The 19,410-nt window shown below is 55.6% G+C and carries 14 protein-coding genes; 4 read left to right on the top strand and 10 right to left on the bottom strand.

Annotated elements, in window-relative coordinates:
• The first annotated feature begins 111 nt into the window (after positions 1–111).
• From glpE to glpD, 4 genes are all read left to right on the top strand, one after another.
• On the top strand, positions 112–432 hold the full coding sequence (glpE, locus tag SC206_RS08995) for a thiosulfate sulfurtransferase GlpE (RefSeq protein WP_332736310.1): 321 nt from the start codon (positions 112–114) through the stop codon (positions 430–432).
• 90 nt (positions 433–522) lie between these two features.
• Positions 523–1,359, top strand: a complete 837-nt coding sequence (glpG, locus tag SC206_RS08990) for a rhomboid family intramembrane serine protease GlpG (RefSeq protein WP_332736308.1) — start codon at positions 523–525, stop codon at positions 1,357–1,359.
• 9 nt (positions 1,360–1,368) lie between these two features.
• Positions 1,369–2,127, top strand: a complete 759-nt coding sequence (locus tag SC206_RS08985; RefSeq protein ID WP_332736306.1) for a DeoR/GlpR family transcriptional regulator — start codon at positions 1,369–1,371, stop codon at positions 2,125–2,127.
• Positions 2,128–2,427: 300 nt separating this feature from the next.
• Positions 2,428–3,939 carry a glycerol-3-phosphate dehydrogenase gene (gene glpD / locus SC206_RS08980; RefSeq protein WP_332736304.1) on the top strand — a complete coding sequence of 504 codons (1,512 nt, stop codon included), beginning with the start codon at positions 2,428–2,430 and terminating at the stop codon, positions 3,937–3,939.
• 112 nt (positions 3,940–4,051) lie between these two features.
• Here glpD and glgP read toward each other — a convergent pair whose 3' ends face one another.
• From glgP to rhaB, 10 genes are all read right to left on the bottom strand, one after another.
• Positions 4,052–6,499: a glycogen phosphorylase gene (glgP, locus tag SC206_RS08975; RefSeq protein WP_332736302.1), complete on the bottom strand. Its 2,448-nt coding sequence runs from the start codon at positions 6,497–6,499 to the stop codon at positions 4,052–4,054.
• A gap of 29 nt (positions 6,500–6,528) precedes the next feature.
• Positions 6,529–7,959, bottom strand: coding sequence for a glycogen synthase GlgA (gene glgA, locus SC206_RS08970; protein WP_332736300.1), 1,431 nt, complete (start codon positions 7,957–7,959; stop codon positions 6,529–6,531).
• Positions 7,960–8,042: 83 nt separating this feature from the next.
• Positions 8,043–9,320: a glucose-1-phosphate adenylyltransferase gene (glgC, locus tag SC206_RS08965; RefSeq protein ID WP_332736298.1), complete on the bottom strand. Its 1,278-nt coding sequence runs from the start codon at positions 9,318–9,320 to the stop codon at positions 8,043–8,045.
• A gap of 24 nt (positions 9,321–9,344) precedes the next feature.
• Positions 9,345–11,333 (bottom strand): glycogen debranching protein GlgX, encoded by a 1,989-nt coding sequence (glgX, locus tag SC206_RS08960; RefSeq protein WP_332736396.1) that lies wholly within the window; start codon positions 11,331–11,333, stop codon positions 9,345–9,347.
• Positions 11,333–13,519, bottom strand: coding sequence for a 1,4-alpha-glucan branching enzyme (gene glgB / locus SC206_RS08955; RefSeq protein ID WP_332736297.1), 2,187 nt, complete (start codon positions 13,517–13,519; stop codon positions 11,333–11,335). The genes glgX and glgB overlap by 1 nt, the downstream gene beginning before the upstream one ends.
• 469 nt (positions 13,520–13,988) lie before the next feature.
• On the bottom strand, positions 13,989–15,092 hold the full coding sequence (gene asd / locus SC206_RS08950; protein ID WP_332736296.1) for an aspartate-semialdehyde dehydrogenase: 1,104 nt from the start codon (positions 15,090–15,092) through the stop codon (positions 13,989–13,991).
• 291 nt (positions 15,093–15,383) lie between these two features.
• Positions 15,384–15,698, bottom strand: a complete 315-nt coding sequence (rhaM, locus tag SC206_RS08945; RefSeq protein ID WP_332736295.1) for an L-rhamnose mutarotase — start codon at positions 15,696–15,698, stop codon at positions 15,384–15,386.
• On the bottom strand, positions 15,688–16,530 hold the full coding sequence (gene rhaD / locus SC206_RS08940) for a rhamnulose-1-phosphate aldolase (RefSeq protein ID WP_332736294.1): 843 nt from the start codon (positions 16,528–16,530) through the stop codon (positions 15,688–15,690). Before rhaD ends, rhaM begins: the two co-directional genes overlap by 11 nt.
• A gap of 9 nt (positions 16,531–16,539) precedes the next feature.
• Positions 16,540–17,796, bottom strand: a complete 1,257-nt coding sequence (locus tag SC206_RS08935; protein WP_332736292.1) for an L-rhamnose isomerase — start codon at positions 17,794–17,796, stop codon at positions 16,540–16,542.
• Positions 17,793–19,301 carry a rhamnulokinase gene (gene rhaB, locus SC206_RS08930; RefSeq protein WP_332736290.1) on the bottom strand — a complete coding sequence of 503 codons (1,509 nt, stop codon included), beginning with the start codon at positions 19,299–19,301 and terminating at the stop codon, positions 17,793–17,795. The genes SC206_RS08935 and rhaB overlap by 4 nt, the downstream gene beginning before the upstream one ends.
• Positions 19,302–19,410: the final 109 nt, after the last annotated feature.

Genomic DNA, 19,410 nt, shown 5'->3' with positions numbered 1-19,410 from the left:
CCTTGGTTTAAGCGAATTTAAATCATTAATTGGGTACACTGGCGAACGTGGCTATTAAGATAAATTCATTGAGATTAACTGACGCAGCGCGTCACGAAGAGGCAAAGCAGCATGGAACAGTTTGAAGCAATCAGCGTTGAGCAGGCCCACAATCGCCTGAAAGAAGGTCAGGGCGTGATGGTAGACATTCGCGATATTCAGAGCTTTAACAATGCCCATGCTCCCGGCGCTTTCCATTTAAGCAATGACAGCATCGGCACTTTTATGCAGCAAACGGCTTCAACCACGCCGGTCATGGTGATGTGCTATCACGGCATCAGCAGCCGCAATGCCGCGCAGTATTTGCTGACGCAGGGCTTTGAGGCGGTTTACAGCGTTGACGGCGGCTTTGAAGCCTGGTCGAAGAGTTTCCCGCAGGATGTGGAAGCCTGAAACCCAATCCTATGAATTTCCTGTAAAAATAGCAGAATATGGGATCCGCAGAACGTGCTTTTTGCAAAACATAAGAGCCGATAGAACACTATGATAAGAATTGTCAGCCTGTCCAATCCTCGCATTGCGCAGGCTTTTGTCGATTACATGGCTACGCTCGGGGTCACGCTACAGGTGAAACTCGAAGGACAGGAAGTCCAACTCTGGCTGGCAGATGAGTCGAAGCTGGACAAGGTCGAGCCCGAGCTGACCCTGTTTCTGAAAGATCCACTGCACGCGCGCTATCTGGCCGCGAGCTGGCACACCGGCAACACGCAGTCCACGCTGAAATACGAGCACTATTCCTACTGGCAGCGCATTCGCAGTCAGGCGGGGCCGCTGACCATGGCGGTGATGATTATCTGCATCGCGGTTTATCTGGTGCAGCAGATTTATGGCGACCAAACGGTCATGGGCTGGCTGGCGTGGCCGGCCGACAGCAGCCAGTTTATCGAGCTGTGGCGCTGGTTTACGCCGTCGTTCCTGCATTTTTCAATCCTGCACATTCTGTTTAACCTGATGTGGTGGTGGTATCTCGGCGGGCCGGTCGAAAAGCGTCTCGGCAGCGGCAAGCTGTTTACTATCGCGCTGATTTCCGCGCTGCTCAGCGGCTGGGGACAGTCTATTTTCAGCGGCATCTATTTTGGCGGCCTGTCGGGCGTGGTGTATGCGCTGATGGGTTACGTCTGGCTAACGGGCGAGCTGAAACCCGATCGCGGACTTTCGCTGCCGCGCGGTTTGATGGTTTTTGCCCTCGTTTGGCTGGTATTGGGCTACTTTAATGTGATGGGGCTCGCTATTGCCAACGCTGCGCATGTTTTCGGGCTGGTCGTCGGCCTTATCATGGCCTTTTGCGATACGCGCACGTCGCGCACGGAACGCCGTTAGGGGATTTGGGTGAAACAAACACAACGTCATGATGCCATTGTAGAATTAGTGCGTCAGCAGAGCTATGTCAGTACCGAAGAGTTGGTCGAGCATTTTGCCGTTAGTCCGCAGACGATTCGTCGCGACCTTAACGATCTGGCCGAGCAGAACAAGATTCATCGCCATCACGGCGGTGCTGCGCTGCCTTCCAGTTCGGTGAATGCTGCTTATAATGACCGCAAAATTATGTGGTCAGATCAAAAGGCGCGTATCGCCGCCCGCGTGGCCGAGCAAATTCCAGACGGCTCGACGCTGTTTATCGATATCGGCACCACGCCCGAAGCCGTGGCGCACGCGCTACTCAATCACCGCGACCTGCGAATTGTGACCAACAATCTCAACGTTGCGACGCTGCTTTCGCCTAAAGAAGATTTCCGTCTTTTATTGGCCGGCGGCGAAGTGCGCAGCCGCGACGGCGGAATTATGGGCGAAGCCACGCTCGACTTTATTTCGCAGTTCCGTCTGGATTACGGCATTTTGGGCATCAGCGGCATTGATATGGACGGCTCGCTGCTGGAGTTTGATTATCACGAAGCACGCATCAAACGCGCGATTATTGATAATTCGCGCAACGTGATGCTGGTTACCGACCATTCAAAATTTGGCCGTAACGCGATGGTTAACTTAGGAAATATGAGTCTGATCGACTACATGTTTACCGACCAGCAGCCGCCCGAAAGCGTCATGGCACTAATTCAGAAATACGAAGTCCAGCTCGAGCTCTGCTAGTTTTCTTAAGCCTCCTTCTTATACCTGCCTTGAAAAACCGGAAAACGAGCGCTGTTTTCCGGTTTCTTTTGTCTCTTTCTTCCCGCCTTTCCCTCCTCAAAACGCGCAATAACGAAAAATAGGTGCAAAAATTGCGCTTTAGCACCCTTCGTCTGCGTTAAATCTGGGTAAAAATGTTACCTCCATCACGCATGAATGTTTTTATTTGGTTAACTCTTGGCTTGTTTGTGGGTTTTCGATTACAATCATGAGCGAAAACGAACATTAAAGAGCTATTACGAACATCTGGAGGAAGATGACGTGGAAACCAAAGACTTGATCGTAATTGGTGGCGGTATTAACGGCACCGGTATCGCTGCCGATGCGGCTGGCCGTGGGCTGTCCGTTCTGCTGCTTGAAGCGCAAGACTTGGCCTGCGCGACCTCTTCGGCCAGTTCAAAACTGATCCACGGTGGCCTGCGCTATCTGGAACACTACGAATTCCGCCTGGTCAGTGAGGCGCTGGCTGAACGTGAAGTGCTGCTGAAACTGGCCCCGCACATTGCCTTCCCGATGCGTTTCCGCCTGCCGCACCAGTCACACCTGCGTCCGGCGTGGATGATCCGCACCGGCCTGTTCCTTTACGACCATTTGGGCAAGCGCACCAGCCTGCCAGCCAGTAAAAGCCTTAAGTTTGGCGAGAATTCGGCACTGAAACCTGAAATCAAGCGCGGTTTCGAATATTCCGACTGCTGGGTCGACGATGCGCGTTTAGTGGTACTTAACGCACAAGAAGTCGAAGAGCGCGGTGGCGAAGTGCGCACCCGAACTCGCGTAACGCGTGCATGGCGTGAAAACGGCTTGTGGACTGTCGAAGCGCAGGAAGTCGATACCGGCAAAATCTTTACCTTCCGCGCCAAAGGCCTGGTTAACGCCGCCGGTCCGTGGGTAAAAGATTTCTTCGATAACGGCCTGAAACTGAAATCACCGTACGGCATTCGCCTGATTAAAGGCAGCCACATTGTGGTGCCACGCGTTCACTCTGAGCCGCAATCTTATATTCTGCAAAACGAAGATAATCGTATCGTCTTCGTGATCCCGTGGATGGACGAGTTTTCCATTATCGGCACCACCGACGTGGAATATAAGGGCGACCCGAAAAACGTTAAAATTGATGACGCCGAAACTCAGTATCTGCTGAACATTTACAACAGCTACTTCAAGAAGCAGCTGACCAGCGAAGATATTGTCTGGACCTATTCCGGCGTGCGTCCGCTGTGTGATGACGAATCGGATTCCGCGCAGAAAATTACCCGCGATTACACGCTCGACGTGCATGACGATCAGGGCAAAGCGCCGCTGCTTTCAATTTTCGGCGGCAAGCTGACCACCTATCGCAAGCTGGCCGAGCACGCGCTTGAGAAGCTGTCGAAATACTATCCGAACGCGGGTCCGGCATGGACCAAAAACGGCGTGCTGCCGGGCGGTGATTTCAAAGGCGATCGCGATACTTACGCCGCCGATCTGTGCCGTCGTTACAGCTGGTTGCCAGAAGCTCAGGCCCGTCGCTATGCTCGCACTTACGGCAGTCACTCGGAGCTGATTTTGTCCGGTGCTACCAGCCTGCAATCGCTGGGCGAACATTTTGGCCACAACTTCTATGAAGCCGAGCTGCGTTATCTGGTTGAAAAAGAGTGGGTTGTCGAGCTGGATGATGCAATCTGGCGTCGTACCAAGCTGGGCATGTGGTTGACCAAGCCGGAGCAGGCGCGCGTAGCAGAATGGTTGAAAGAACACAGGCAGGAACGTAAAGGGCTCTCTTTGGCGTCTTAAGTTTCCATTTATGCGAGCCGCAGACAAATAAGCCGTTTCGGTAATCTAACCTCTCCCATCCGTGGGGGAGGTTTTTTTGCTTTCAATTAAAGCGCGATTTCATCTCTCTCAATTACAGCTTTATCGGCTTGATATTCCAGATTTTTTCCGCGTACTCACTGATGGTTCGGTCAGACGAGAAATACCCCATGCCGGCGATATTCAGCAATGCACGGCGCGCCCACTCTTCCGGCTGCTGATACAGCGCGTCGACCTTGTCCTGCGTGTCGACATAGCTGCGATAGTCCGCCAGCAGCTGATAGTGATCGCCGAGATTGACTAGGCTATCAAACAGATTACTGTAACGCTTTGGATCTTCAGGACTAAAAGTGCCGGTAGCAATCTGCGTTAGCGCTTTGTGCAACTCGGGATCGTTATCGTAATACTCGCGCGGGTTATAACCTTTCTTACGCAGCGCTTCGACTTCCGGCGTGGTGTTGCCGAAAATAAAGATATTCTCTTCGCCCACGTGCTCCAGCATCTCGACGTTTGCGCCGTCCAGCGTGCCGATAGTCAGCGCGCCGTTGAGTGCAAACTTCATGTTACTGGTGCCCGACGCTTCCGTTCCCGCCAGCGAAATCTGCTCGGAAAGATCGGCCGCCGGAATAATCAGCTGCGCCAGACTGACGCTGTAATTTGGAATAAACACCACTTTCAGCTTGTGCTGCATGCGCGGATCGTTGTTGATCACCGTCGCCACGTCGTTGATCAAGTGAATGATCTGCTTGGCGGCGTAGTAGGCTGAAGCGGCTTTACCGGCGAAAATCACCGTGCGCGGCACCACGTTGGCATCCGGATCGTCAATGATTCGGTTATAACGCGTGATCACGTGCAGCACGTTCATGAGCTGACGTTTATATTCGTGAATACGTTTGATCTGCACGTCGAACAAACTGTGCGGATCGAGCACGATATTCAGCTTTTCGGCGACGTACGCGGCCAGACGCTTTTTGTTTTCGTACTTGGCTTTTTGCAGCGCCTTCAGGAAGCTCGGATAATCCATGTCCTGCTTCAGCTCGGAAAGCTGGCTGAGATCGGTGCGCCACGTGTGGCCGATGGCGTCATCCAGCAAGGCGGCCAGCGGTTTGTTGGCCAGGCCGAGCCAGCGACGCGGCGTCACGCCGTTGGTCATGTTCAGGAAGCGATCCGGATAGATTTTGGCGAAATCGGCAAACAGCGATTGCACCATCAAATCAGAGTGCAGCGCCGACACGCCGTTAACTTTATGGCTGGCAATCACCGCCAGCCACGCCATCCGCACCTTGCGACCGTTTTGCTCATCGACAATCGACACGCGGGATTTCAGCGCGTCATCGCCCGGGAACGCCTCTTCCACGTGATTGAGGAAGTGTTCGTTAATCTCGAAGATGATCTGCAAATGACGCGGCAACAGCTTGCCGAGCATGTCGACCGGCCAGGTTTCCAGCGCCTCGGTCATCAGCGTGTGGTTGGTGTAGGAGAAGACGCGGCTGACCGTGTCCCACGCCGACAGCCAGCTGATTTTATGCTCGTCAATCAGCATGCGCATCAGCTCCGGAATCGACAGCACGGGGTGCGTGTCATTCAGGTGGATGGAGATTTTGTCGGCGAGATTATCAAAGGTTTTATGGGTGTTGTAGTGGCGGACCAGAATGTCCTGCACCGTCGCCGAAACCAGAAAATATTCCTGACGCAGGCGCAGTTCGCGGCCCGAGTAGGTCGAGTCATCGGGATAGAGCACCCGCGAGACGTTTTCGGAATGGTTTTTGTCTTCCACGGCGGCAAAATAATCGCCCTGATTAAACTTGCCGAGATTGATTTCGTTACTGGCCTGCGCGCCCCACAGCCGCAGCGTGTTGGTGGCATCGGTATCAAAGCCCGGAATCACCTGATCATAAGCGACCGCGACGATTTCCTCCGTCTCGAGCCAGCGCGTTTTCGAGCCTTCGTGCTGCAAACGGCCGCCAAAACGCACCTTGTAACGGGCGTTGTAACGCTGGAATTCCCACGGGTTGCCATATTCGAGCCAGTAATCCGGCGATTCGCGCTGCTCGCCGTTAACGATTTTCTGCGCAAACATGCCGTATTCGTAACGAATGCCGTAACCGCGCCCCGGCAGCGCCAGCGTCGCCAGCGAATCGAGGAAGCAGGCCGCCAGACGACCTAAACCGCCGTTGCCTAAACCCGGGTCATTCTCTTCACCAATCAACTCTTCGAGATCCAGCCCCATTTCGTCGAGCGCCTGCTTGATATCGTCATAGATACCCATGGAAAGCAGCGCGTTCGATAACGTGCGGCCAATCAGAAACTCCATCGACAGGTAGTAAACCTGCCGCACATCCTGCGACAGCTGGGCGCGATTGGAACGCAGCCAGCGCTCCACCATACGATCGCGTACTGCAAAAAGCGTGGCGTTCAGCCAGTCGTGCTGGTTGGCAACGGAAGGATCCTTCCCAAGTATAAACATCAGCTTATAAGCAATAGAGTGCTTAAGCGCCTCGACACTTACGGTCGGCGAGGTGTAGTTAATAGGTAAAGTCATAGCGTTACGTTCCCAATTCAGTGTGTGGTTCAGAGACGTTGGTACAGACTTTGATACGCCTGAGCGGCCACTTTCCAGCTAAAGTCGATGCCCATGGCATGCTGCTGCACGTGTTTCCAATGTTTCGGACGTGTCCACAACACAAAGGCTCGACGAATCGCTCCGCCCAGTGCTTTTCCGGTACTGTCTTCAAACACAAACCCGCTGGCCGTGCCGTCGGCCAGATTTTCCAGCGAACAGTCGGTGACGGAATCCGCCAGTCCGCCCGTGCGACGCACCAGCGGCAGCGTGCCGTATTTCAACCCGTACAATTGGGTTAACCCGCACGGCTCGAAACGGCTTGGCACCATAATAACGTCGGCACCGGCAATGATGCGGTGCGAGAACGCTTCGTGATAACCCAGCTGCACGCCGACCTGTCCCGGATGTTCCGCCGCGACGGCCAAAAATGCCTGCTGCAACACGGCATCACCGGCACCAAGCACGGCGAGTTGTCCGCCCTGCTCCAGCAATTCCGGCAAGCCTTCGAGCACTAAATCCAGCCCCTTTTGACTGGTCAAACGGCTCACCACCGCGAACACCAGCCGCGAGCTGTCAACGTCCAGCCCCATCGCGCGCTGCAAATAGGTCTTGTTGATCGTTTTGGCGCGCAGGTCTTCTGCACTGTAACGCGCAGAGAGCAGCACGTCGTTGCTCGGCTCCCAAATCGCCTCGTCGACGCCGTTCAAAATCCCGGTCAGCTTGCCCTGACTCTGGCGCTCGAGCAGCAGCGACTCCATGCCGTAACCAAACGCGGGCTGGGTAATCTCTTTGGCGTAGGTCGGGCTGACGGTGGTCACGTGATCGGAATAGAACAGGCCCGCCTTGAGGAAGGAAATTTGCCCGTAAAACTCCAGCCCGCGCATCTGGAAGAACTCCGGCGGAATTTGCAGCTCTTGCAAATGCTGCGCATAAAACAGCCCCTGGAACGCCAGATTGTGGACGGTAAACACCGTTTTCGCCGGACGTCCGCGCGCCACGATGTAAGCCGACGCCAACCCGGCATGCCAGTCGTGCGAATGCACCACTTCGGGACGCCAGAAGCCGTCCAGCCCGCAGGCCAGCTCGCAGGCAATCCAGCCCAGCAGCGCGAATCGCAGATGGTTATCTACGTAAGCGTTGGAGGACTGGTCGTGATACGGGCTACCCGGTCGGTCATAAAGGTCTGGCGTATCGATAACGTAGATCCCGACGCCATCAAACAGCGCGTAACGGAGATCGACATGGCCGGCAAACGTGTCCAGCGACGCCACAAGCTGCGTCTCTCCGAGGCCTTTTTTGACGTCGGGGAAACCCGGGATAAGGACGCGAACGTCATCACCTTCGGCAATTTGCGCAGCGGGCAGCGCACCGGCCACATCGGCCAGACCGCCCGTTTTCAACAGAGGAAACAGCTCGGAACAAACGTGTAAAACCTGCATTCTCGCTCCTGAATTTTCATCGCGCTAAACGCCTCGAATGGCGCGAACTGAAATAAGTTAAAAACTCCATCGGGTGTCCGGCTTTATAATTTCGCCAGCATACTGCGGGTCACTAAAACGACGCCGCTTTCCGATCGATAAAAACGCTTGCTGTCTTCCTCTGCATTCTCTCCAATCACCATGCCTTCGGGGATGTGGCAAGCTCTGTCTATCACGCAGCGACGCAAACGGCAGGAACGGCCGACATTGACATCAGGTAATAGGATGCTTGAGTCGATATTGCAAAATGAATTAATGCGCACGCGCGGAAATAGCACCGAATGCACCACCACGGACCCCGAAACAATACAGCCGCCCGACACCAGCGAGTTCATGGTCATGCCATGACTTCCGGATCGGTCCTGCACAAACTTGGCAGGCGGCAGCGGCTCCATGTGGGTCCGAATCGGCCAGTTGGTGTCGTACATATCTAACTCTGGCGTCACCGAAGCCAGATCCAGATTGGCGCGCCAGTAAGCGTCTATCGTGCCGACGTCGCGCCAGTAAGGTGTCAACTCGCTGTTCGACGTGACGCAGGAGAGTTGGAACGGATGCGCCCACGCCACGCCCTGTCGCGTAATTTCGGGGATCAGATCCTTGCCGAAATCGTGACTGGAGGTTTCGTCGGCCATATCGGCTTCAAGTAACTTGAAGAGATACTCCGCATTGAAAATATAGACCCCCATGCTCGCCATTGCCTTATCGGGTTGGCCCGGAATGCACGGCGGATCCTTGGGTTTTTCTAAAAACGATTTAATCTGGTAGTCGGCGGTAATGTCGATCACCCCGAATTCCGTCGCTTCGGCGATCGGCACTTCAAGGCAGGCCACCGTACACTCGCCGCCCTTTTCGACGTGGTCGATCAGCATGCGCGAGTAATCCATCTTGTAGATGTGATCGCCGGCCAGAATCACCACATATTCCGCGTTGTAACGGCGAATAATGTCGAGATTCTGGTACACCGCGTCGGCGGTGCCCTTGTACCAATTTTCGGTGGTCATGCGCTGCTGGGCGGGCAGCAGGTCGACAAATTCATTCATCTCTTCATTGAGAAACGACCAGCCGCGCTGGATGTGCTGCACCAGCGTGTGCGACTGATACTGGGTTATCACGCCGATCCGGCGGATCCCCGAGTTAAGACAGTTTGATAACGCAAAATCGATAATGCGAAACTTGCCGCCAAAATGAACAGCGGGTTTGGCACGGGTATTGGTCAGATCTTTTAAACGTGATCCTCTCCCCCCGGCCAGGATCAGCGCTACCGATTTGAGAGGCAATTGCCTCGCCAACATCATACGGTCATTAAATTCTAACGTAGCCATAGCTGAATCCTTCCTGATGCCCTGCTAACCTTGGGTCAATACGCAGAGCGTTTTTGCCGTCACTCGCCAAGACGAGCCTTCCCTGACGTTTTGCTGTTCATTGTCAAAAGGCGCAACACACTGCCAGCGGCCCTCTGGTAATGCCATTTCAACGTCATTCAGAGATGAATTGACCACCAATAACCAGCGATCGGATAAACGAATTTGCAGGCATTGCTGCCCGCACAGCTCCCAGTTTTTTTTATTCATCGGCTCGCCCGAGCCGTCCAGCCATTGCACTGCTTCTGACGTTTCCGACCACCATGTATCGCTAATCAAGGCCGGAATTTTCCTGCGTAATGCTGACAGCGCGGCAACATACTCGATAAGCTCCGCGTCGGCCTGCTGCCAGTCGAGCCAGGTGATGGCGTTATCCTGACAGTAGGCGTTGTTGTTGCCCTGCTGCGAGTGACCCAATTCGTCACCGGCCAGCAGCATGGGCGTGCCCTGCGACAAAAACAGCGTGGCGAGCAGCGCGCGCTGGCTAAGACGGCGCTGTTTCGCTACGGCGTCGGAGACGTTCAATCCCTCTTCGCCATGATTCTGGCTGTAATTGTTGTCGTGCCCGTCGTGATTGTGTTCGCCGTTGGCAAAATTGTGTTTGCGACTAAAGCTGAGCAGGTCGCGCAGCGTAAAGCCGTCGTGCGCCGTCAGCATATTAATGGCGGCGGACGGTAGGCGACCGTCGTGCTGGAAGATATCGGAGGAGGCCGCGAAACGTCGCGCAAAGCCGCCGAGCGACAGGTCGCCGAGCAGCCAGAATTTGCGCATGTCATCGCGCCAGCGATCGCTCCATTCGGCAAACGGCGCGGGGAAATTCCCGACCTGATAGCCGTTTTCGCCGATGTCCCAAGGTTCGGCGATTAGCTTGCACTTGCTTAATAAAGCGTCGGCTTTAATGGCGCGGAAAAGCGGCGCATCGGCGTCAAACGTCGGCGTGCGGCCTAACAAGGTGCCGAGATCAAAACGGAAACCGTCAACGTGGAAGGTCTCGACCCAATAACGCAGGCTGGCGATCGTCCAGTCGATAATCTCCTGATCCACCAGCCGCATCGCATTGCCGCAGCCGGTCATATTGTTGTCGCTGCCGTCGTCGTTGAGCCAATACCAACCGCGATTATCGAGACCGCGCAGCGACACGGTGGGCCCTTCAACGTCCAGCTCGGCGGTGTGGTTAAACACCACGTCGAGCAGCACTTCAATGCCCGCCTGATGCAGCGCTTTAATCGCGGTCTTGAACTCAGTCGCGGCGCTGACGCCGTCGATTTCGCTGGCGTAGCTCGGCTCCAATGCCCACGGCGCGAGCACGTTATAGCCCCAATAATTGCTCAGGCCGAGCTTCTGCAAGCGCGGCTCGTCGGCGTGGTGCTGCACGGGCAGCAGCTCCAGCGCCGTGATGCCGAGCTTCTTTAAGTAGGCGATCATCGCCGGATGGCCGAGCGCGGCGTAGGTGCCGCGGATCTCTTCGGGAATATCAGGATGCAGCTGGGTCAGTCCGCGCACGTGCGCTTCGTAAATCACCGTTTCGCCCCACGGGATCTGCGGCGACACGTCGCCCTGCCAGCTAAATTCTTCGTGCGTCACGATAGATTTCGGCACGGCGGGCGCGCTGTCACGTGGGTCAGGCTGATTAATACCGCCGTTTAAACGCGGATCGTTACGCAGCTGGCCTTCAAGCGCGCGCGCGCTCGGGTCAATCAGCAGTTTCTGCGGATTAAATCGCAAACCTTTGGCAGGATTGAATTTTCCGTGCGCGCGGAAGCCGTAACGCTGGCCGACCTTGCCGCCCGGCAGATAGCCGTGCCACAGATTGCCGGTGCGCGCTGGCAGCGGATAACGCTTTTCGTTGCCCAACGCGTCAAACAGGCACAGCTCAATTTTTTCAGCACTGGACGAAAACAGGCAGAAATTGACGCCCTTTCCGTCAAAACTCGCGCCAAATGGCAGGGGTTTACCGTGCTGAAGTGTGGTCATCACCAATCCTCCCGTCGCAGATAAATCGTGGCCAGCGGCGGAATGACCAGCGAAATCGAGTGCTCGCGATGATGGCTTGGCTGCGCCTCGGTTTGCACTTCGCCCTGATTACCCGTGTTACTGCCGCAATAATATTGCGAATCGGTATTGAGGATTTCCTGATAACGGCCCGGGCGGTCAACGCCAATGCGATAACCGTGGCGCGGCACCGGCGTAAAGTTACTGACCACCACCACTTCATTGCCGTGATCGTCGCGACGCACAAACGCCAGAATCGAATTTTCGTGGTCATCGACCACCAGCCATTCGAAACCGCGCGGATTGTAGTCCAGCTCGTAAAGCGCAGACTGCTCGCGATAACAGTGATTCAGGTCGCGAACGACGTGCTGCACGCCGCGATGCCAGCCAGACGGGTCATCCAGCAGGTGCCAGTCGAGGCTGGCATTAAAGTTCCACTCGCGGCCCTGAGCGAATTCGCAGCCCATAAACAGCAGTTTTTTGCCCGGATGCGCCCACATAAAGCCGTAATAGGCGCGCAGGTTGGCAAACTTCTGCCACGCGTCGCCGGGCATTTTGTCGATCAGCGATCCTTTGCCGTGCACCACTTCATCGTGCGAAAGCGGCAGCATAAAGTTTTCGGTGTAGGCGTACGCCATGCCGAAGGTCAGCAAATTATGGTGATATTTACGATGCACCGGATCCAGCTGCATGTAGCGCAGCGTGTCGTTCATCCAGCCCATATTCCACTTGTAATGGAAGCCGAGCCCGTTGGCTTCGGGCGGCAGGGTGACGCCCGGATAATCCGTCGACTCTTCGGCGATGGTCACGGCGACGCCCAGCTCGCGGCCAATTGTCTGGTTGGTGTAGCTCAGGAAGGCGATGGCTTCGAGATTTTCGCGGCCGCCGTAGTGATTCGGGATCCACTCGCCGTGTTTGCGGCTGTAATCGCGGTAAATCATCGAGGCGACGGCGTCAACGCGCAGGCCGTCGATGCCATAACGTTCAATCCAATAAAAACCGTTGCCCGCCAAATAGTTACGCACTTCATGGCGGCCATAGTTGTAAATCAGCGTGTTCCAGTCCTGATGATATCCTTCGCGCGGATCGGCATATTCGTACAGCGCGGTGCCGTCGAATTCGGCCAGGCCGTGGGAATCGCTCGGGAAATGGCCCGGCACCCAGTCGAGGATCACGTTTAAACCGGCCTCGTGGGCGGCGTCGACAAAGGCTTTGAATTCAGGCGGTGAGCCGAAGCGGCGGGTTGGCGCGTACATGCCGAGTGGCTGATAGCCCCAGCTGCCGTCGAACGGGTGTTCGTTAATCGGCATTAATTCAATGTGGGTGAAGCCCATCCATTTCACGTAGGAAACCAGCTGTTCCGCCAGCTCGCCGTAGCTGAGCCAGAAGTTATCGTCGGTATGGCGACGCCACGAGCCGAGATGCACCTCGTAAACAGAAACCGGCTGACTCATGCCGTTGGCTTTTTTGCGTTCTGGAGAAAATTCGACGGGCGCGGGCAGAGGGCGAATCACCGACGCGGTATCAGGACGCATCTGCGCCTCAAAGGCGTAAGGATCGGCGCGCAGGCCCAGATTGCCGTGACAGTCGATGATTTCGAATTTGTAGAGCTGGCCCTCTTTCACGGCGGGGATAAACAGTTCCCAAATGCCGTTTTCACGACGCAGGCGCATCGGATGGCGGCGGCCGTCCCAGAAGTTAAACTCACCGACCACCGAGACGCGAATCGCGTTGGGCGCCCAAACGGCAAAGCTGACCCCTTCTACGCCGTCGAGCGTAATCGGATGCGCGCCGAGTTTTTCATACGGCCGCAGGTGCGTGCCTTCCGACAGCAGCCAGACATCCAGCTCTTGCAGCAAAGTGCCGAAACGGTAAGGGTCATCAATAATATAAGTGTCATCGCCCCAGCAAACTTCCAGCTGGTAGCGGAAAAATTTTCTGCGGCGGCCCATCAGGCCAACAAAAACTCCGCGATCGTCATAGCGACGCAGTTCCGCAACCCGGCTCTGCTTCTGGGTATCAATGACCCAAACTTGTGAAGCATCCGGTAAAAGAGCACGAACCTCCAATCCTGCGCCTACCTGATGCATCCCCAAAAACGAAAAGGGGTCAGCATAGCGGCCAGAGATAATTTGGTTAATAACGTGCTGGTCGGGAAGTACTGGCATGGTGTTTCATCCTGTGATTAATTCATCAACAAAACCAATAGCGATCATTGTGTCGGCTCGATCGTGTTTTCCTTTAACGTCGTGTTTCATCCTGAAAATAAGCCCATTTGCCAGATTATTTGCCACACGTCTGTCACAGTTCAGTGACGTAAAGCCCGCGAAGAATCCCCTTCTCCTTAATATGCTCAGTTTCCAGCAACATTGTCTGCCTTCGTTCACAACTTTTAAAAAAACAGACAAATGCCATACTCAAATTCCTAATCAGCTTCTACTAAGCATAGCCAAAGCTTTCCATCTGCAACGCATGAATTTCAACATATTTTTATCAAAAATATCACACTGCAAAATGCCTAAAAAACAGTCAAAAACGTAACCCTCGGCCAATAAAAAAGGGATACCCTTGGGCATCCCTTTTCGCAGTGCGGACTCAACGTCTTAAAACGTTAAAAGCGGCAATTGAATACGAGCACTACAGCAGAATACGCAGCATGCGGCGCAGCGGCTCGGCGGCGCCCCACAGCAGCTGGTCGCCCACGGTGAAGGCCGACAGATACTCAGGCCCCATGTTCAGTTTACGCAAACGACCCACCGGCGTGTTCAGCGTGCCGGTAACGGCGGCTGGCGTCAGTTCGCGCATAGAAAGCTCGCGGTCGTTCGGGATTACGCGAACCCAATCGTTGTGCGTCGCCAGAATCTGTTCGATTTCTGGAATCGACACGTCTTTTTTCAGTTTCAGCGTAAACGCCTGGCTGTGGCAACGCAGCGCGCCGATGCGCACGCAGAGGCCATCAACCGGAATAACGTTGGAGGTGCGCAGAATTTTGTTGGTTTCCGCCTGACCTTTCCACTCTTCTTTGGTCTGGCCGTTGTCCAGCTGCTTGTCGATCCATGGGATCAGACCGCCCGCCAATGGCACGCCGAAGTTGTCGGTTGGCAAAGTGCCGCTGCGGGTCAGCTCGGTGACCTTGCGCTCGATGTCCAGAATCGCGGACGCCGGATTTTGCAGCTCTTTCGCCACGGAATTGTGCAGCATGCCCATTTGAGTCAGCAGCTCGCGCATGTGACGCGCACCGCCGCCGGACGCCGCCTGATAGGTCGCGACTGAAGCCCATTCAACCAGGTCGTGGGCGAACAGGCCGCCGAGCGACATCAGCATCAGGCTGACGGTACAGTTTCCGCCAACGAACGTTTTAATGCCTTTATCGATGCCTTCCTGAATCACGGCCTTGTTAACCGGATCGAGGATGATGATCGCGTCATCTTTCATGCGCAGCGAAGAAGCGGCATCAATCCAGTAGCCCTGCCAGCCCGTGGCGCGCAGCTTTGGATAGATTTCATTGGTATAATCCCCGCCCTGACAGGTGATAATGATATCCAGCGCGGAAAGCGCGTCGATATCAAAGGCGTCTTGCAGCGTGCCCTGATGACCGGCAAAAACCGGTGACGGCTGGCCGAGCTGCGAGGTAGAGAAGAATACCGGACGGATAGCGTCGAAATCGCGCTCTTCTGCCATGCGTTGCATAAGCACAGAACCGACCATACCGCGCCAACCGATGAAACCTACATTTTTCATAATTACTGTCCTGCCCTGAGGGTAATAACTGCATTTATTGCGCGTTTGCACCTTTTTGGCTCAATTTTGCCTGTTTTAACAGGAAAACTGCCGCCTGCTGCCCCGTTAGCGCGCGAGTGTATACCTTACAAAATGTACGCTGGGTGGCAAGTGAATTTATTCGATACCAAAGGCTTTGTTAGCAGCGCTGCTTATATTGACGGAAAAAAGAAACACCAAAAGCCTCCTTATTACGCCGCTATACGCCGCTGCATAATAAAGGAGGCTTTGATGTAAAACGAGGAGCCTAACCTATTCCAGATAGAACACCGGTTTCAGCTCCTGACTTACCGGACTGTTGTCGGCATTGGAGGGCATCAGTTCAGACATCGACGCCCACCAGCGCTGGCAAATTTCAGTTTGCGCCACGGCGTCCCAGCGCTGTTGCGACTCAATCTCCACCACGGCGAACAGCAGATTCCGTTCGGCATCCAGAAAAATGCTGTAGTGATGCGCGCCGTGCGCTTTTAAGGTCTGCTCCAGCTCGGGCCAAATCGGCGCATGACGCCGCGCGTACTCTTCGTGCGCGTGCGGATGCACCTGCATCACAAAGGCTTTACGCAACATGTCGCTTGTCCAGATGCAGCGCCTCAGGCCACGGCGTGACGCCAAAACGCTTGCCGAGCGCGATAAGCTCCTGCGTTGAAATCGTCTGTTTCATGCCGCCCATCGAGATGACTTTCACCAGCACTTCCGACGATTTTTCGGCGGTATCGATCAGGCCAAAGGTTTCATCCAGCGTGGGTCCCGCGCCAAAAATTCCGTGGAACGGCCACAGCACGATACTGTGCGATTTCATCTGTTCGGCAGTTTTCTCGCCGATACCGTCGGTGCCCGGCACCATCCACGGCACAATGCCAACGCCGTCCGGGAACACCACCAGACATTCGGTGCTGCCTTCCCACAGCTGGCGGGTAAAGCTTGCAGCGTCGAGTTCGAGCACGTAACTCAGGGCGATAAAGTTAGTGGCGTGGCAGTGCATAATCACGCGATCGCTGCCGTTGGTCAGCTGTTTTCGCACACAGTGAGACTGGAAATGCGACGCCAGCTCGGAGGTCGGCACGCCGCCGTTCACTAATCCCCAATGAATCTGAGACGACAGCCCGTCCGCGCTGACTTTTAACAACACCAGGCTGTCGGCCGGATCCAGCTGCACGTTGCGGAAAAACTTGCCTGAGCCAGTCACCAGAAACCAGCAGTTTGCCAGCGCGGTCGCGGGCTGCGTCAGCTCGATGCGGCGCGGCTCGGCGTCAAAATCGGCCTTGAACGGTGCGACTTCCTCTTCCAGCAGCCGCAGGCTGATATTACCGCCGTTACGTTCGTCCCAGCCTTTCAGCCACATGTCGCTGGTGGCTTTCACCATTCCCTGCACAAACCACGAAGAAAGAATGCTTTGCATGATAAATCCTTAACGTTGACGGAGTATTTGTTGTTCGTAACGGCGCACGTCGGTGATCCAGCCCGCATCGGCAGGCACGTCGTTGCGCAGGCAATAGGTTTCCCACACGGCCTGCCACGGCAGCGATTTTTGCTCTTCGAGCAGCGCCAGACGCAGCGTGTAATCGCCCTCGTTTTCGGCTTGGCGCAACTGGTCGATAGGTTCGAGCAGCGCGCGCAGCAGCGCTTTTTTGGCGTTGCGCGTGCCGATCACCCACGCGGCGATGCGATTGATCGAGGCGTCGAAGAAATCGAGGCCGATGTGGACTTTGTCGAACAGCTGATTGCGCACGATTTCAGTGGCGATGGCCTGCGTTTCGTCGTCAAGAATCACCACGTGATCGCTGTCCCAACGCACCGGACGGCTGACGTGCAGCAGCAGGCGCGGCACGTAAAGCATGGCGGTGGAGATTTTGTCGGAAATCACTTCGGTCGGATGGAAGTGTCCGGCGTCCAGCGTCAGCGCGGTTTGGCGACTGGCGGCATAGCCCAGGCAAAATTCGTTGGAGCCGACGGTGTAGCTTTCCGCGCCGATGCCGAACAGTTTGCTTTCAACGGAATCGATGTGCTGCGACGGGTCAAGTTTCTCTTTGATTATCTCATCCAGCGAATTCATCAAACGCTGGCGCGGGCCGAAACGGTCGACGGTGAGGTCTTTCATGCCGTCCGGCACCCAGATATTCATCACCGACGGCGTGCCAAGCTGCTCGCCGAATGAAGCAGAGACTTTGCGGCTAGCCTTGCAGTGCTCAATCCAGAACTGGCGAATTTCGGCGCTCTGGCTCGACAGCGTAAAGCCGTCGGCGCTGTGTTCGTGCGAGAAACAGGTCGGGTTGAAATCCAGCCCAATCTGCTCTTTCTTCGCCCATTCCACCCAGTTACTAAAGTGTTTCGGCGCGATATCGGTGCGTTCGACGGGCGCGTCGCTCTCAAGATAAATCGCGTGCAGATTCAAACGCTTGGGTCCCGGAATCAGCGACATTGCCTTGTCGAGATCGGCGCGCAGCTCCACAGCATTGGTGGCGCGGCCCGGATAATTTCCCGTGGCCTGAATACCGCCGGTCAGCGCGCCCTGCGGGTTTTCAAAACCGCGCACGTCATCGCCCTGCCAGCAGTGCATCGAGATGGGTAAGGTGTCGAGTTTTGACAGCGCGGCCTCTACGTCAACGCCCACGGCGGCAAAACGTTGTTTAGCCAGTTCAAAGGCCTGATCGATGAGCTTGGTCATAAGCAAAATTCCTTATTAGGTTGGCTAAGCGCCTGAAAACGCGGCCAATGGGCGGCGAAGACGCTGTCGGAATGGGGTTCAATACGATTTAACGGGAACTGTTCGGCGACCAGCTTGCGGAAGGCGCTGACGTCTTTGACTTCGCCCAACGCAATCAGCTGACAGCCGATATTGCCCAGCGTCGAGGCTTCAATCGGCCCGGCAATCACCGGCAGATTGCAGGCATTGGCGCAGAGCTGATTAAGAAACTGGTTTTGACAGCCGCCGCCCACAATGTGCAGCTGGGTAAAAGCTTTGCCGCGCACGGTCGCCAACTCTTCAAGCACCTGCCGATAAAGCAGCGCCAGACTGTCGAAGATGCAGCGCGCCAGCTCGGCGGCGTTGTGCGGCTGAGGCATGGCGTTTTCGACGCAGGCGTTTTGAATTTCCCGCACCATGCTCGACGGATTAATAAAACGATCGTCATTCGGATTGATCAGCCAGCGGCAGGCGCTTTGCTGCGCGGCGTCGTCGATGAGTTGACACAGGTCGTCGATGTGCAGCTCTTCGCAAACGCGCTGTAACAGCCACAGGCCCATAATATTTTTCAGCACTCGATAACGGCCTTCTGCGCCGCCTTCGTTGGTGATATTGGCCTCAAGCGCGGCGCGATTGTTAAAAGGCGTCAAACTTTCGAAGCCCATTAACGACCAGGTGCCGGAGGAGAGATAGGCCGCGTCGGCGTCGGCCAGCGGCGTGCCCAAAACTGCACTGGCGGTATCGTGGGTCGCGACGGCAATCACCGGCACGCCCTGACCCTGCGCATTCATCCACTCACCAATTTTATGGCCGGGCTGTGACGGGCGACCCAACCACGCGGCCTTCGCGCCCGCCCAGTGCAGCAGTTTGCTGTCCCATTCGCCGCTTTCGATATTCAGCATCTGGGTGGTGGACGCGTTGGTATATTCCCAGCACAGCTGGCCGGTGAGGCGATAATGCAGGTAATCCGGGATTTGCAGCAGGTGAGCAATATTGTCGACCAGCTCGGGCTGATTGCGGGTCAGCGCGCGCAGCTGATAAAGCGTGTTGAAGGGCAAAAACTGGATACCGGTTTGCTTGTAAATGGCTTCACGACTCAGCTCGGCGTGCGCCTTGGCCATCACACCGTGAGTGCGCCGGTCGCGATAAGAGACAGCGGGTGCCAAACGCCTGCCGTCGGCATCCAGTAACACAAAATCGACGCCCCAGGTATCGATGCCGAGGCTGTCCAGCCTAATACCTTCGTCATCCAGCTGCTGTAAACCGGCGCGAATGGCCTGCTCCAGCGCGTCAACATCCCAGCATTCATGTTCATCAACTGTCACCAGAGAGTTAGTGAAACGGCTGACTTCGCGCAGGGTCAGCACGCCTTGCGCAAGGTCGGAACAGGCCAGCATGACGCGGCCGCTGGAGGCACCGAGATCAATGGCCACGCTATAGCGAAGCGTGTTGGAGGGGCTGGCCGTCGTAGAGTGGCGAAACGTCATGGATTTCTTCCCGGCTGAATGAATGACTCCAGTCTAAAATCCGCCAGATTTGCCGCCTTTTCGTCACTGCCAGCGCAAAATGCCTGTTGGCAACGGTACAAAGATAGCC

The organism is Rouxiella sp. T17 (assembly GCF_036663475.1).
Lineage (GTDB): Bacteria > Pseudomonadota > Gammaproteobacteria > Enterobacterales > Enterobacteriaceae > Rouxiella.
Note: the sequence above shows the minus strand (reverse complement) of the source record. Positions and strands in the feature narration are given on the sequence as shown.

Excerpts from the sequence above, each read along its gene's own strand:
- glgC (WP_332736298.1), bottom strand. The coding sequence starts at position 9,320 with ATGGCTACGTTAGAATTTAATGACCGTATGATGTTGGCGAGGCAATTG.
- glpE (WP_332736310.1), top strand. The coding sequence starts at position 112 with ATGGAACAGTTTGAAGCAATCAGCGTTGAGCAGGCCCACAATCGCCTG.
- asd (WP_332736296.1), bottom strand. The coding sequence starts at position 15,092 with ATGAAAAATGTAGGTTTCATCGGTTGGCGCGGTATGGTCGGTTCTGTG.
- rhaB (WP_332736290.1), bottom strand. The coding sequence starts at position 19,301 with ATGACGTTTCGCCACTCTACGACGGCCAGCCCCTCCAACACGCTTCGC.
- rhaM (WP_332736295.1), bottom strand. The coding sequence starts at position 15,698 with ATGTTGCGTAAAGCCTTTGTGATGCAGGTGCATCCGCACGCGCACGAA.
- glgA (WP_332736300.1), bottom strand. The coding sequence starts at position 7,959 with ATGCAGGTTTTACACGTTTGTTCCGAGCTGTTTCCTCTGTTGAAAACG.
- rhaD (WP_332736294.1), bottom strand. The coding sequence starts at position 16,530 with ATGCAAAGCATTCTTTCTTCGTGGTTTGTGCAGGGAATGGTGAAAGCC.
- glpG (WP_332736308.1), top strand. The coding sequence starts at position 523 with ATGATAAGAATTGTCAGCCTGTCCAATCCTCGCATTGCGCAGGCTTTT.
- glgB (WP_332736297.1), bottom strand. The coding sequence starts at position 13,519 with ATGCCAGTACTTCCCGACCAGCACGTTATTAACCAAATTATCTCTGGC.
- glgP (WP_332736302.1), bottom strand. The coding sequence starts at position 6,499 with ATGACTTTACCTATTAACTACACCTCGCCGACCGTAAGTGTCGAGGCG.
- SC206_RS08935 (WP_332736292.1), bottom strand. The coding sequence starts at position 17,796 with ATGACCAAGCTCATCGATCAGGCCTTTGAACTGGCTAAACAACGTTTT.
- glgX (WP_332736396.1), bottom strand. The coding sequence starts at position 11,333 with ATGACCACACTTCAGCACGGTAAACCCCTGCCATTTGGCGCGAGTTTT.